14 protein-coding genes are annotated in these 12882 nt (G+C 66.4%); 8 read left to right on the top strand and 6 right to left on the bottom strand.

The features are described 5' to 3' along the window. Positions 1–278 precede the first annotated feature (278 nt). The 6 genes from ACGFNJ_RS11655 to ACGFNJ_RS11630 are packed head-to-tail and all read left to right on the top strand — an operon-like array spanning position 279 to position 7004. A complete protein-coding gene (locus ACGFNJ_RS11655; protein ID WP_393446224.1) occupies positions 279–1463 on the top strand; it encodes an ROK family transcriptional regulator in 1185 nt (394 codons plus the stop codon). A gap of 41 nt (positions 1464–1504) precedes the next feature. Next, the gene (locus tag ACGFNJ_RS11650) at positions 1505–2848 is read left to right on the top strand and encodes an ABC transporter substrate-binding protein (protein WP_393446222.1); all 1344 of its coding nucleotides are present in this window, start codon (positions 1505–1507) and stop codon (positions 2846–2848) included. Between the two features lie 9 nt (positions 2849–2857). After that, entirely contained in the window at positions 2858–3814 is a 957-nt protein-coding gene (locus tag ACGFNJ_RS11645) for a carbohydrate ABC transporter permease (protein ID WP_393446220.1), read from the top strand. A gap of 3 nt (positions 3815–3817) precedes the next feature. Continuing rightward, complete coding sequence (locus ACGFNJ_RS11640; protein ID WP_393446218.1) at positions 3818–4708, top strand: carbohydrate ABC transporter permease; 891 nt, start codon at positions 3818–3820, stop codon at positions 4706–4708. Next, on the top strand, positions 4708–5991 hold the full coding sequence (locus ACGFNJ_RS11635; RefSeq protein WP_393446216.1) for a 6-phospho-beta-glucosidase: 1284 nt from the start codon (positions 4708–4710) through the stop codon (positions 5989–5991). The genes ACGFNJ_RS11640 and ACGFNJ_RS11635 overlap by 1 nt, the downstream gene beginning before the upstream one ends. Further along, positions 5988–7004, top strand: coding sequence for an N-acetylglucosamine kinase (locus tag ACGFNJ_RS11630; protein ID WP_393446214.1), 1017 nt, complete (start codon positions 5988–5990; stop codon positions 7002–7004). Before ACGFNJ_RS11635 ends, ACGFNJ_RS11630 begins: the two co-directional genes overlap by 4 nt. A gap of 51 nt (positions 7005–7055) precedes the next feature. Here the strand turns inward: ACGFNJ_RS11630 and ACGFNJ_RS11625 are convergent, their stop codons facing one another. Beyond that, on the bottom strand, positions 7056–7697 hold the full coding sequence (locus ACGFNJ_RS11625) for an NAD(P)H-dependent oxidoreductase (protein ID WP_393446212.1): 642 nt from the start codon (positions 7695–7697) through the stop codon (positions 7056–7058). A 50-nt stretch (positions 7698–7747) separates the two neighbouring features. Between ACGFNJ_RS11625 and ACGFNJ_RS11620 the strand changes: the two genes are divergently transcribed. Together ACGFNJ_RS11620 and ACGFNJ_RS11615 are read left to right on the top strand one after the other, a co-directional pair. Next, on the top strand, positions 7748–8110 hold the full coding sequence (locus tag ACGFNJ_RS11620; protein ID WP_393446210.1) for a MerR family transcriptional regulator: 363 nt from the start codon (positions 7748–7750) through the stop codon (positions 8108–8110). Positions 8111–8234: 124 nt separating this feature from the next. Beyond that, entirely contained in the window at positions 8235–8741 is a 507-nt protein-coding gene (locus ACGFNJ_RS11615; RefSeq protein WP_393446208.1) for a flavin reductase family protein, read from the top strand. Between the two features lie 4 nt (positions 8742–8745). Here the strand turns inward: ACGFNJ_RS11615 and ACGFNJ_RS11610 are convergent, their stop codons facing one another. The 5 genes from ACGFNJ_RS11610 to ACGFNJ_RS11590 all read right to left on the bottom strand — a co-directional run bounded on the left by ACGFNJ_RS11610 (position 8746) and on the right by ACGFNJ_RS11590 (position 12862). Further along, on the bottom strand, positions 8746–9228 hold the full coding sequence (locus tag ACGFNJ_RS11610) for an anti-sigma factor (protein WP_393446206.1): 483 nt from the start codon (positions 9226–9228) through the stop codon (positions 8746–8748). A gap of 68 nt (positions 9229–9296) precedes the next feature. Beyond that, positions 9297–10196: an STAS domain-containing protein gene (locus ACGFNJ_RS11605; protein WP_393446204.1), complete on the bottom strand. Its 900-nt coding sequence runs from the start codon at positions 10194–10196 to the stop codon at positions 9297–9299. A 139-nt stretch (positions 10197–10335) separates the two neighbouring features. Further along, positions 10336–11082, bottom strand: coding sequence for a phosphoribosyltransferase (locus tag ACGFNJ_RS11600; protein WP_393446202.1), 747 nt, complete (start codon positions 11080–11082; stop codon positions 10336–10338). Between the two features lie 154 nt (positions 11083–11236). After that, a complete protein-coding gene (locus ACGFNJ_RS11595) occupies positions 11237–11989 on the bottom strand; it encodes a GAF and ANTAR domain-containing protein (RefSeq protein WP_393446200.1) in 753 nt (250 codons plus the stop codon). Between the two features lie 15 nt (positions 11990–12004). Then, positions 12005–12862, bottom strand: a complete 858-nt coding sequence (locus tag ACGFNJ_RS11590; protein ID WP_393446198.1) for a GAF domain-containing protein — start codon at positions 12860–12862, stop codon at positions 12005–12007. Positions 12863–12882: the final 20 nt, after the last annotated feature.

Below are 12882 nucleotides of genomic sequence, written 5' to 3'. Positions count from 1 at the left end.
GCCAGAAGATAGTTCCCCGCCTCCCATTCCTCGCCCCGATGTCACCCAACTCACATGCCCGGCGATGAGGCGCCACCGGCAGGGAGGTCGACCTTCACCATCGCCTCGGCACTGTGATCCGCATGTGCGTACCCAGGTGACGGGTGATCACCGGTGCCGAAGCGGTCATTGACAGCCGGTCATACCGGGCATACAGTCCCTCCTCAAGTAATTGGAAACTTTCCTAATAGTTCACCCGGCCGTTGCCGCCCGGGCAGGACTGGAAGGGCGGGCATCACGTGGCCACCACGCGATACACCCTCGCCGGGACACCAAGCCTGTTGCGCGCCATCAACGATCGCGCCGCGCTGGAGTTGCTGCTCACCAACGGTCCGCTGTCGCGGACCCAGATCGGCGCCATGACCGGGCTGTCGAAGCCCACCGCCTCGCAGCTGTTCGCCCGGCTGGAGTCGGCGGGCCTGGTCGTGCCGGTCGGCATGATGACGGGCGGACCCGGCCCGAATGCGCAGCTGTACCAGGTGAATCCGGCGGCGGGCTATGTGGCCGGGCTCGATGTCACCAACACGCAGGTCCGAATTGCGGTCGCGGACATCACCGGAACCGTGCTCGCCGAGCATCAGGTGCCCACGAAAGGATGGACGGCGGCGCGCACCATCGGCAAAGTCGCCGAGGCAGTTGCCGAGACGGTGGGTCTGGCGGGCCTGGCCGACGGCGCATTGCGCGAGGCGGTGATCGGCCTCGGCGGCGTCTTCGATCCGGCCACCGGCAAGCTGCGCTACGCCACCCACCTGGCGGGTTGGCATCCGCCGCGCTTGGTCGCCGAATTGGAAACGGCCATCGGGACTTCGGTGTCGATCGAGAACGACGTCAACCTGGTGGCCATCGCCGAACAGACCCATGGCGCGGCACAGGGCTGCGAAGACTTCGTGCTGCTCTGGACCGGCACCGGCATCGGCGCGGCCATCGTGATCGCGGGCCAGCTGCATCGCGGTTTCAACGGCGGCGCAGGAGAAGTCGGCTACATGCCGCTGCCCGGCGCGCCGATCGTGCACGACGTCCGCAGGAAGAACTCCGGTGGGTTCCAGGAATTGGCCGGGGAGCCAGCGGTTTTGGCACTGGCCCGTAGCCACGGCCTGACCGCCCCGACCGGTGCACTGGTCGTCACCGAGGCCACGGACACACCGGGGGAGGGCGATGCCTTCCTCGCCGAACTCGCGAGCAGGCTGGCCCTCGGGCTCGCCTCGATCGTCTCCGTGATCGACCCGGAGCTGTTGATCCTGGCCGGCGAAATGCCGTGTGCCGGTGGCGAACGGCTGCGCGGTCTCGTCGAGGACGCGTTGGCGGAGCTCACCGTCCTGCGACCCGAGGTGCGCAGCAGCACCTTGACCGGTTCGCCCGTCCTGCACGGCGCACTCCAGCGCGCGTTGGCGTCCGCCCGCGACGCCGTCTTCTCGACCCACTGATCCTCGCCAGACCCACGCAGTACCCATCGGAGAACACTCATATGCGCAGATCAACGCTCCGCACGCTCGCCGCCGCCACCGCAAGCGCCATGGTCGCCCTACTCGTCGCAGGCTGTACCGGCCAGAGCACCGGTGGCGGTGACGACGGTTCGGACCAGGGCAAGGACGTCACCATCACGTTCTGGCACGGCTGGAGTCAGGACCACGAGGTCAAGGCCATCGAGAACAACGTGGCCGCTTTCGAGAAACTGCACCCCAACATTCACGTCAAGCTGGTCGGCAACATCACCGACGACAAGACCGAGCAGGCACTGCGGGCGGGGGGCTCCGACGCACCGGATGTGGTCGCCTCCTTCACCACCGACCAGGTCGGCAAGTTCTGCTCCGCCAACGTGTGGGCCGATCTGAATCCGTTGCTGAAGAAGGACGGCATCGACCCGGTCAAGACCTTCCCGGCCGCGATGCTGGAATACAGTCAGTTCCAAGGCAATCAATGCTCGCTGCCGTTGCTGAGCGACGCCTACGGCCTGTACTACAACAAGACGGCCTTCGCCGCCGCCGGAATCACCGCGCCGCCCAAGACCTTCAGCGAATTCGAAGACGCCGCGGTCAAGCTGACCATCGCCGAGGGCGACAGCTACAAACAGCTCGGCTTCATGCCGACTTACCACGGCTACGAGACCACCCCCATGCACTACCTCGGCCAGTACGGCGCGAAATACTTCGACGCCCAGGGCAAGTCGACCGTGGCCGCCGACCCGAAGGTCGCCGCGATGTACACCTGGCAGAAGAATCTGATCGCCAAGCTCGGCGGCTTCGACAAGCTGGAGAAGTACCGCACCGGCTTCGGTGACGAGTTCAGTGCCAAGAACCCCTTCCACACCGGCCAGGTGGCGATGTCCTTCGACGGCGAGTGGCGCACCGCATCGATCGCCACCGACCCGGTGACCTTCGACTGGGCCACCGCACCGTTCCCCGTCCCGGACGATCAGGCCGCCACCTATGGCCGCGGCTACCAGACCGGCACCATCGTCGGCATCGCCAAGTCGAGCCGGAAGCAAACCGCCGCATGGCAATTCGTGAAGTACCTGACCACCGACACCGATGCGCTGGTCAGCTTCGCCAATGCGATCAACAACGTGCCGAGCACGTTCGACGCGCTCGGCTCGCCGAAGCTGACGACGGATCCGAACTTCCGGACCTTCGTCGAGATCGCCAAGAACCCGAACTCCTCGACGACGCCGTCGAGCATCAACGGCGGCGCATACCAGCTCTCGCTGCGTAACTTCGGGTACGAATACGAGGCGGGCAAGCAGCCCGACCTGCGCGCGGGCCTGGCCGCCACCGCCAAGGAAATCGACGAGGCGATCGACCAGGCGAAGTGACCTGAAACGATGGCACTGTTGAGCACGGTCGGCCCGAAGGCGCTGCGGCACAAGCGCCGTCGGGACCGGATCCGCACCCTGGCTTTTCTCGCACCCTGGTTGATCGGGTTCGCCGTCTTCTTCGCCTACCCGCTGCTGGCCACCCTGTACTTCTCCTTCACGAAGTACGACGGATTCACCGAGCCGACCTTCACCGGCTTGAAGAACTGGTCCTACGTCCTCGACAAGTACCCGTTCTTCTGGCCGGGGTTGCGCAACACCCTGTGGCTGATCGTGGTGATGGTGTCGCTGCGGGTGATCTTCGGGCTCGGCATCGGACTGCTGGTCACCAAGATCAAGACCGGGGTCGGCTTCTTCCGCACCGTGCTCTACCTGCCGTATCTGGCTCCGCCGGTGGCGGCCACCATGGCCTTCGCGTTCCTGCTGAACCCGGGAACCGGCCCGGTCAACCATCTGCTCGGCAATCTCGGTCTGCCGCAGCCGGGTTGGTTCACCGACCCCAGCTGGTCCAAGCCCGCGCTGACCATGCTCGCGGTCTGGGGCATCGGGGACCTGATGGTCATCTTCATGGCGGCGTTGCTCGATGTGCCGAGGGAACAGTACGAGGCGGCGAAGCTGGACGGCGCGGGCCCGTGGCAGCAGTTCCGGTACATCACCTTCCCGAACATCACCCCCATCGTGCTGTTCGCCGCGGTGACCGGCGTGATCCAGACGACGCAGTACTACACCCAGGCGATCGTGGCCAGCAAGGTCGCCAGCGGCAAGATCGGCAGTCCCGGTGAGCCTTTCGAGCCGGGCTACCCGCACGGATCGACCTGGACGCTGCCGCAGATGATCTACAACCTCGGTTTCCAGCGCTTCGACACCGGCTCGGCGTGCGTCGTCGCGGTGATCCTCTTCGCCATCTCGATGGCTTTCACCGCACTGCTGCTGCGGCGCAAATCCGGCTTCCTGCAGGAGGACTGAGCGATGACCATGACTACGGCCCGGCCGATCTTCGACCTGGAGCAGCCTGCGGAGCCGAGGGGACCGCGCCGCAAGCGCGCGTTGAATTGGGTTGCGGTGCACGCGTTGGCGATCGCCGCCGCGCTGATCTTCCTGCTGCCGTTCGTGTTCGTCTTCCTCACCTCGGTGATGACGGACCGGCAGTCGCTGACCTCGGACCTGTGGCCCCATGAATGGCAGTGGGGCAACTACCTCGAGGTGTGGCAGACACCGGGTTTCCTCACCTGGTGGCGTAACACGCTGATGTACGCCGGGGTCGGCACCGCGCTGACGTTGCTCTCCAGCATCCCGGTCGCCTACGCGCTGGCCAAGTTCCGCTTCCGCGGCCGCAACCTGGCGCTGATGGCGGTCGTCTCGATGATGATGCTGCCGCCGCAGGTCACCGTGATCCCGATGTATCTGGTGTGGGCCAAGCAGTTTCACCTCACCGGCTCGCTCTGGCCACTGATCATCCCGCTGGCCTTCGGTGACGCCTTCGCCATCTTCCTGCTGCGGCAGTTCCTGCTGACCATCCCCGACGAATATCTCGAGGCGGCGCGCATCGACGGCTGCGGGCATCTGCGGATCCTGCTGCAGGTGGTGCTGCCGATGGCCAAGCCCGCCATCGCGGCGGTGGCGCTGCTGCAGTTCTTCTATTGCTGGAACGACTATTTCGGGCCGCAGATCTATGCCAGCGAGAACCCGGCGGCCTGGACGCTCAGCTATGGGCTGGAGTCGTTCAAGGGCGCCCACCACACCAACTGGAACCTCACCATGGCCGCGACGGTGCTGGTGATGGCGCCGGTGATCATCCTCTTCTTCTTCGCCCAGAAGGCCTTCATCGAAGGCGTGACACTGACAGGGGTCAAAGGCTGATGCCCGCACTGAAATTGGCCATCGTCGGCGGTGGCTCCACCTATACGCCGGAGCTGATCGACGGCTTCGCGCGGTTGCGCGACACCCTCCCGATCGGCGAGCTCACCCTGATCGATCCGGCCGAGGACCGGCTGGCGTTGATCGCAGGCCTGGCCAGGCGGATCTTCGCCACACAGGGTCACGGCGCACGGATCTCCACGGCCACCTCGATCGCGGCGGGGGTCGACGGCGCCGATGCCGTCCTCGTGCAGCTGCGCATCGGCGGCCAGGCCGCACGGAACTCGGATGAGACCTGGCCGCTCGAATGCGGTTGTGTCGGACAGGAAACCACCGGGGCGGGCGGCCTGGCGAAGGCGCTGCGCACGGTCCCGGTGGTGCTCGACATTGCCGAGTCGATCCGCAGGGCCAACCCGGACGCGTGGATCATCGACTTCACGAACCCGGTCGGCATCATCACGCGCGCCCTGCTGAACGCGGGCCATCGCGCCGTCGGCCTGTGCAATGTCGCGATCCATCTGCAGCGAAACTTCGCCGCGCACTTGGGCGTCGACCCGGAGCTGATCCGCCTCGACCATGTCGGCTTGAACCACCTGACCTGGGAGCGGGGGGTCACCCTGCTCGATCATCCGGCGGCGGCGACCGGGCAGGAGATATTGCCCAAGTTGCTCACCGACTTCGGCGCGGAGATCGCGGCGGATCTGCGCCTGCCCCGATCAATACTCGCGCAGCTCGGTGTCGTGCCCTCGTACTATCTGCGCTACTTCTATCAGCACGACGTGGTGGTAGAAGAGATGCGGGCCGGGGGATCGCGGGCGGCCGAGGTCGCGGAGATCGAGCGGCAGTTGCTGGCGATGTATGCCGACCCGACGCTTGACCACAAACCTGAACTGCTCGCAAAGCGCGGCGGCGCTTTCTATTCCGAGGCCGCAGTGCAGCTGCTTGCGTCCTTGCTCGGTACCGGTGGGGGCGTTCAGGTAGTCAACGTCCGCAACGACAACATCCTGCCGTTCCTGCCCGACGACGCCGTGATCGAGGTGCAGGCACAGGTGGACGCAGGCACGATACGCGCGCTGCCGCAGCGCCCGGTCGAACCACTGTTCGCCGGTCTGATCGCGCACGTCACCGCCTACGAAGACCTCGCGCTGCGCGCCGCCCTGGACGGCAGCCGTGATCGGGTGTTCGACGCGCTGCTTGCGCACCCCCTGGTCGGTCAGCTCGAGCTCGCCGACCGGTTGACCGACCGGCTGATCGCCCACAACCGGGCATATCTGAGCTGGGCGTGAACGAACAGGTTCGTGGCGTCCTCGCCATCGACGGTGGCAACAGCAAGGTCGACGTGGCGCTGGTCGCGCTCGACGGAACGGTCCTCGGCACCGCGCGTGGCGGCGGCTTCGCACCGCAACGCGACGGGGTCGACCGTGCTATCGACGGGCTGGCGCCGTTGGTGGAACAAGCCGCCGAGCAGGCCGGACTGACCACGGGGCGGTTGCTGACCACCAGGGTGAGCGCCTGTATGGCCAACGTCGACCTGCCGGTCGAGGAGCAACGGCTGCACGCCGCCATCGCGGGCCGGCCGTGGGGAAGCACCGTGGCCGTCACCAACGACACCTTCGGCCTGCTCCGCGCGGGCACTGACGGCCCGCGCGGGGTCGCGGTGGTGTGTGGCGCCGGAATCAATTGCGTCGGACTGCTTCCCGACGGCACCACCGCTCGCTTTCCCGCACTCGGCAGGCTCACCGGCGACTGGGGCGGTGGTGGTGGCATGGCGGCCGAGGCCATGTGGCACGCGGCGCGCGCCGAGGACGGCCGTGGCGCGCCGACCGCGCTGTCGGCCGCCATCGGCACGTACTTCGGCCTGGCCGGCGCAAACGCAGTAGCCGAGGCGATCCATCTCGGCCAGTTGCCGAAACAGCGACTGCACGAACTGGTTCGGGTCCTGTTCCGCACGGCTGAGGCCGGCGATCCGATCGCCCTGCGCCTGATCGACCGGCAAGCCGACGAGATCACCCGCCTCGCCGTCGTCGCGCTGCGCCGTTTGCGCCTGCTCGACGAACCGACCCCGGTTGTCCTCGGCGGTGGTGTCCTTGCCGCCCGCCAGCCGCTGCTGATCGACAATCTGATGGACCGCCTGGCAGCGGCTGCGCCCCTCGCGGAGCCTCGAATCGTCGTCGCCCCACCGGTTCTCGGCGCCGCCCTGCTCGGACTCGATCATCTCGGCGCGAAACCCGCTGCCCAGCAGCGTCTTCGCGCCGCCTACCCGACCACCAAGACTCCGAACGGGGTCGGCCAGAGCTGACCCGGTCGCGGCAGCGTCGCTGCCCGGGTCACTGCGTTCGATGATCGACAGTCAGGCCGACACCCGCTTGTCGAACGCCGCCTGGGCCCGCTGGGCCAGGTCAGCGCCGACTTTGTAACCCTGCGCCGCCAATTCCACATGTGCCTGCGGGTCGCTCGTCTCGGTGCCGTAGAGAAGCTGCAGTGAGGACTCCGCGATGTTGGAGTACTCGGAGATGCCTTGCAGCAGTTGGGTTGTCAGCGAGTCCTTGTACCCACGGCGTTCGTAGCTGGATTGGTTGACGCCGGCCAGCGCGACGAAATGGAGCTCGGTGAGCGCACTCTGATCCCGGTTCGCGCCGTTCTCGTACGCCCAACCTCGGCTGAACACCCGGTCGATCCACCCTTTCGCAAGGGCAGGCAGCGACCACCAATAGACCGGGAACAGCAGCACGATCACGTCCGCTGTCTCGAGCAGTTCCTGCTCGCGCTTGACGTCATCGGGCACCGGGCTGAGATGGCGGTGCACGGCGAGATCGGCCGCGTTCCACACGGGATCGAAACCCGATGCGGTCAGGTCGTGGACGGTTGCTTTCGTGCTGCCGTCCGCTTGGATGCCCTGCTCGACCGCCCTGGCGATGGCCCAAGTGGCCGAGTCGTGCTCCGGGTGCGAGACCACAAGCAGGACGTTCGGCCGATTCCGTTCGTTCGTCATATCGCCACGCTAAAGTGTGACACTAACGTCAATGTCAAGGAGAAGGTCCGGTGCGCATCAGTGACCTGAGCAAACTCACCGGCGCGAGCCCGAGGATGCTGCGCCACTACGAGAACGCGGGCGTGCTGACCCCGCATCGTGATCCCAACGGCTACCGGCACTACCGCGAAGAAGACGTCAAGACGGTGTCGGACATTCGCTGCCTACTCGCCTCGGGGCTGTCCCTTTCCGAGGCCGCGGTCCTGATCCACATCGCCTGCACGGCCCCGCAAAGCGCCACCGACGACGACCGCGCGGACGTGTTGTCCCAGCTCGACGAGCGCACCCGCCAATTGGACGCGGGCATCGAGCGTCTGCTCTTCGAAAAGGCGAACCTGCTCAAGCTGCGCGCCGACGTGGCGGCCGGTGGCTGAAATTCCACTGACCTGACTACCCCGGTTGTCTCGTAGTCTGGTCTGGGACTGTCCACCTGCCGTGACCTCGACCGCGCCGAATCCGGGCGCGCGAAGGGGTGCGGCCGAGCCGAGCGCGAGGACCATGTCGGACAACGCCACAGCAGACCGTTCCGGTTTCGACGCGGTGATCGCCGCCGCCGACTACCCGGTGTTCATCGTGACCACCCGATCGGGCGGACAGCAGGCTGGTTGCCTGGTCGGCTTCACCTCGCAGGTCAGCATCGAACCGCCGCGGTTCCTGGTCGGAATCTCCAAGAGTAACTACACCTTCGGCGTCGCCTCGGGCGCCGAACACCTCGCGGTGCACCTGCTGAGCCAGACCCAGTCCTCGCTCGCCGCACTGTTCGGCGCCGAAACCGGCGATGACATCAACAAGTTCGCGCACTGCACCTGGCATCATGGCCCGGACGAGCTACCGATCCTCGACGCCGCCGCAGGCTGGTTCACCGGCCGCATTCTCGACCGCTACGACCTCGGCGATCATGTCGGCCTGCTCATCGAACCGGTCGCCGCCTGCGCACCGCCGCCACGCACCGACGCGCTGAGCTATCGGGCAGTCGCCGACCTGAAACCGGGCCACATGGCCTGAGCGCTCACCTCTGCCCGGATGTCGCACGCGCCCAACCGAATTCGAGGGTGGTCCGGTACCCGCCGGTATCGGGATCGAACGGGCTGCTGACCAATTCCGCCGAGTCGGTGAGCACCTCAACCAGCCGCCAGCTCAAGGGATCCCGGCTGAGCTCACCGTGCCGTGCCGCGGTGACGGTGAGCCGCACGCTCATTCGTCGTCTGCTGTAATTGAATTCACATCCGAGCCGCGAGCCGGGTACCGCGTCGAGGATCAGCGCGGTCGCGGCTTCGCTGAGGACGAGCCGGATATCGGGAATCGCGTCGAGTGTGACATCGGCCATCATGCATACCGTGTCGGTGATAGCACGCAACATCCCCAGTTCGCGCAGCTCAGCGCCCAGATCGACAGCTACTCGCTCGGTGATCACGGCTGTTGGTTGTGGCGGTGAAGACTCGGAAATCGCCTTGATCATGTGCACCGCCTCCCATCGATTCACTGTGGCCATACCCGCGCCACCGCGGCCTAACCACGATCAGCACAGGGTGGCCGAGATCACCGACGCGAGCGCGGCCTTCAGGCGTCCGGTCGCCGTGAGTTGTCGCTGGTCCTGCTCACCTCGTAGCCGAGCAGCCGTTCCGCCTCTTCGATGCCGCCTTGCAGGTCACCGACGGCGTTCATCTTCGACAGGTCGAGGCCGATGGTCACCAGGGTGAGCGCGATCTCCGAGGAGAGACCGGTGATGATCACGCTCGCGCCCATCAGGCCGGAGGCGTCGACGGTCTGCACCAGGTGGTTGGCCACCGTCGAGTCGATCTGCGGCACACCGGTGATGTCGATGACGACCACCTTGGCGCGGTTTGCCCGAATCGCCCGCAGCAGTTGCTCGGTGAGCTGACGGGCACGCTGGCCGTCGAGCACACCGATGATAGGCAGAATCAGCAACTGTTCACGCACCTGAAGCACCGGCGTGGACAGTTCGCGAATCGCTTCTTGCTGTTGGCGAATGATGCGTTCGCGTTCCTCGACGAAGGAGACGCCCACGGTGTTGGCGATGCGGTTCGCGGCGGGTTCGTAGGCGTCGAGCACCGCGTTGAGCAGCTGGAAGTCGGATTGATACTTCTTGAACAGCGAGCGGGCCAGCACGTCACGCAGCAGCAGCACGATGCCGAGCACCTCGTCGGTCTCGACGCCTCTCGGGATGATGCGCTCGGACAGATCGCGCGCGTAGGCCTGCAGCGCTTCGACCGAACCGGTCTCGAGCACTTCGATGTAGTTGTCGTACACCGAGGTGACTTCGGAGAACATCTCGTCGGGCGTCATCGCGGTGAGCAACTGCGCCTCGGTGATCCGGCGCGCCCACTCCTCCCGTAGGACGGTGCGATTCTGCCGCAGATGCTCCACCAGTTCCGAGAGCAGACCTTCGCTGGCGCCGGTGGAGTTGTTGTCCGCCACGGTAAGCGCAGTAATCGACATTTCGGACAATGTCGCCTCCGGTCCATCCAACGCAGCAGGCTCGCGTGCTCGAAAACCCAGTGGCCAGCCGCCTTCTTGGACCATCCACCGCCTGCCGAATCGTATACCTATTCCCGGCCGCCGATCCATTGCACGGCGGCTATATGGCGGTTTCTGGGCGAGGCGAATGGTGGTGCCCCGGCCGATGCCTGCTCGCGATCGGCATGGGCGAACCGAGCAGGTTCGTGACGTCGGTGTCGGTGACCGGTTCGCAGTGCAGGTAGGAGTCGTCGAGGGGGAGAGCATGGGCCAGCGTCGCCAAGCAGACGACCTTGTCCGCGTCGTAGGACAACGCTCGAACGATGCGGTGCGGTGCGATCGGAACGGCCAGGACGACCCGGATCGCGCCGTGCCGATACGCGGCGCGGCAGGCGGTGCGTGCCGTGATGCCGGTCTCGACGGTGTCGTCGACGATCAACGCGGTACGTCCGCGCAGTGTCGCCCGCGGCCGGGATCTGCGGAATTGTTCGGCCCTGCGGCGTAATCGGTCGTGCTCGTTGCGTTCGGTGTCGGCAAGCTCCGTGCGGGTCAGGAAGGTGCTGTGCACGACGACATCGTCGATGATGCGGGTATCGTCCTCGCTGATGGCCCCGTACGCGCGCTCCGGTTGGTAGGGGACGCGGAGCTTGTTGACGATGATGGCGTCGAGGGGCAAGCACAGGCGGGCGGCGACCTCGTGCGCCACCGGTACGCCGCCGCGTGGTACGCCGAGGACGACGACGTCGGGGCCGCGGTAGAACTGCAATCGGTCGGCCAGTCGACGGCCGGCCTCACGGCGATCGAGGAAAGGCGAACGGGGGTGGGTCTGGCGACCGGCGCCGCCGCTGGGTAACGCGCTATCGTCCATGCTGGTGCCTCGGCATCGAGATGCATGATCCGCAAGCCGCGCTACGGGACCCGGGGTGAACGGCACCAATTCTACTCGCTGGTAAGGGCTGTGCCGCCGGATTGCCGATCAGCGATCCGAAGGACGTGCGAAATGCCTTGGGCGAGTAGACAGATCACAGCCAGCCGCGGGGCGATCGCTTGGCCGGTTCGATGAATCGCAGCGGGGTCGGTTTGCCCCCGCTCACGGCCTGGATGATCTCTGCGGCCAGGGTTGCGACGCGAGTGTTGTGCCGCTGGGACTTCTCCCGCAGGATTCGGAACGCTGCCTCGCGCGAACATCGGTGCTCGGCCATGAGGATGCCGAGTGCTTGGTCGATGGTGGATCGGGAGGCCAGTGTCGCGCGCAGCTGGTCGGTGACCGCGGCCTGCTGGGCGGTGTCGATCGCGACAGCGAGCAGCACACCGATGTGCTCGGCGGTCATGGTGACGGCAAGCCTGGCTCGCTCGGTGAAGCCGCGCGGGCGGGGAGAATACAGGGACAGCGCGCCGACGGTTTCGCCGGACACGGTCAGCGGTTGAGCATGCAGGGATCGGATTCCGCACGCGAGCATGCGGGTGGCATAGCCACCCCAGCGGTGCTCGTTGGCCATGTCCGGGACCGAAACCTGTTGTGCGGTACTGATTGCCTGCTGGGACGGATCCTCTGCCGTGTCGCGTCGCGATTCCTCGACGAGCATCGCGCGTGCGCTGCTCGAAGCGCCGTGGACGGTTCCGGATTCGCGGGTCAGCGTGATTCCCACCTCCGGCTGGTCCGGCAGCATGCGCGCGACGATATCCGCGGCAGCACCGAGTGAGTCGGCCACGTCATCGCCATTCAGCAACAGCGCGGCAAGCTCCGACATACCGAGTGCGAGCTCGTCAGTCATGGAACACCTTGACGATCAACATAATTGGTACCCATCCTCAAGCACTCGGCGGGCGACCTCCGTGACGGTGACACCGTCGGCGAAGGCCCTGGCGCGCAGCAGCGCTAACGCCGCGCGGGTATCACAGGTGCACTGCACGGCGACCATCCCCACGGCCTGATGCACGGTGGTCAGGTAGTCGGCGTCGTTGAACAGGCTGCCATGCATGGTGCCGTCGGGAGCGATCCCCGACGCACCAAGCAACACCGTATGAGCAAGGGCGTCAGCCATTCTCGCGGCCGCCATGGTGACCTCGTCGCGCAGTTCCGTGCGGCTGGTGAACGCGCACAACACGCCGAGCAGGTCCGACGAGCGCAGCGGGGCCGCCGCTACGTACCGCACGCCGAGCTCGGCAACCGCCGGTCCGTACTCCGGCCAGCGAGTGGCCAGTTCCGTGCTGCCCGCGATGACACATTCCCGGCTGACCAGCGCGTCGTGGGCCGGACCCTCGCCGACGAGCAGTTCGAGGTCGTGTGCCGCCCGTGCCGTGCCATCCGAGGCGGCGATCAGCAGCTCCTCACCAGCAGGGCCGAACAGGGTGACCGCGGCGCTGTCCGCACCGAGCTGTTCGGCGACCGCGGCCATGAAAACCGGTCGGAGCGTGGCTCGATCGCCGAGGGCCCACCGCTGCAGACGAAGCGCATGTGAGCGGTGCAGGCGTGCACAAGCGCGGTGGCGCGCCTCGATCCGCCGATGCAGTTCCGCCATCCGCTGTCGTATCTGGCGCATGGATTGCGGTGGCTGAGCGGCGAGCTCCTCGTATTTCGCGGCAACAGCCGCCGCGCGGGCTGCTCGCTCCCGCTCGGCACCGAATTCCTGCCACTCTCGAGCCATTTCCCGGTGAGCGTCCGGAT

This window comes from Nocardia sp. NPDC049149 (genome assembly GCF_043197455.1).
Taxonomy (GTDB): domain Bacteria; phylum Actinomycetota; class Actinomycetes; order Mycobacteriales; family Mycobacteriaceae; genus Nocardia.
The sequence above is the reverse complement of the archived record's forward strand: the minus strand, read 5'-3'. Positions and strand labels throughout refer to the sequence as shown.

What these genes read in the sequence shown, in the direction of transcription:
- ACGFNJ_RS11605 (WP_393446204.1), bottom strand. Translation starts at nt 10,196, where the DNA reads ATGTCGATTACTGCGCTTACCGTGGCGGACAACAACTCCACCGGCGCC.
- ACGFNJ_RS11600 (WP_393446202.1), bottom strand. Translation starts at nt 11,082, where the DNA reads ATGGACGATAGCGCGTTACCCAGCGGCGGCGCCGGTCGCCAGACCCAC.
- ACGFNJ_RS11635 (WP_393446216.1), top strand. Translation starts at nt 4,708, where the DNA reads ATGCCCGCACTGAAATTGGCCATCGTCGGCGGTGGCTCCACCTATACG.
- ACGFNJ_RS11640 (WP_393446218.1), top strand. Translation starts at nt 3,818, where the DNA reads ATGACCATGACTACGGCCCGGCCGATCTTCGACCTGGAGCAGCCTGCG.
- ACGFNJ_RS11595 (WP_393446200.1), bottom strand. Translation starts at nt 11,989, where the DNA reads ATGACTGACGAGCTCGCACTCGGTATGTCGGAGCTTGCCGCGCTGTTG.
- ACGFNJ_RS11625 (WP_393446212.1), bottom strand. Translation starts at nt 7,697, where the DNA reads ATGACGAACGAACGGAATCGGCCGAACGTCCTGCTTGTGGTCTCGCAC.
- ACGFNJ_RS11650 (WP_393446222.1), top strand. Translation starts at nt 1,505, where the DNA reads ATGCGCAGATCAACGCTCCGCACGCTCGCCGCCGCCACCGCAAGCGCC.
- ACGFNJ_RS11610 (WP_393446206.1), bottom strand. Translation starts at nt 9,228, where the DNA reads ATGGCCACAGTGAATCGATGGGAGGCGGTGCACATGATCAAGGCGATT.
- ACGFNJ_RS11615 (WP_393446208.1), top strand. Translation starts at nt 8,235, where the DNA reads ATGTCGGACAACGCCACAGCAGACCGTTCCGGTTTCGACGCGGTGATC.
- ACGFNJ_RS11645 (WP_393446220.1), top strand. Translation starts at nt 2,858, where the DNA reads ATGGCACTGTTGAGCACGGTCGGCCCGAAGGCGCTGCGGCACAAGCGC.
- ACGFNJ_RS11590 (WP_393446198.1), bottom strand. Translation starts at nt 12,862, where the DNA reads ATGGCTCGAGAGTGGCAGGAATTCGGTGCCGAGCGGGAGCGAGCAGCC.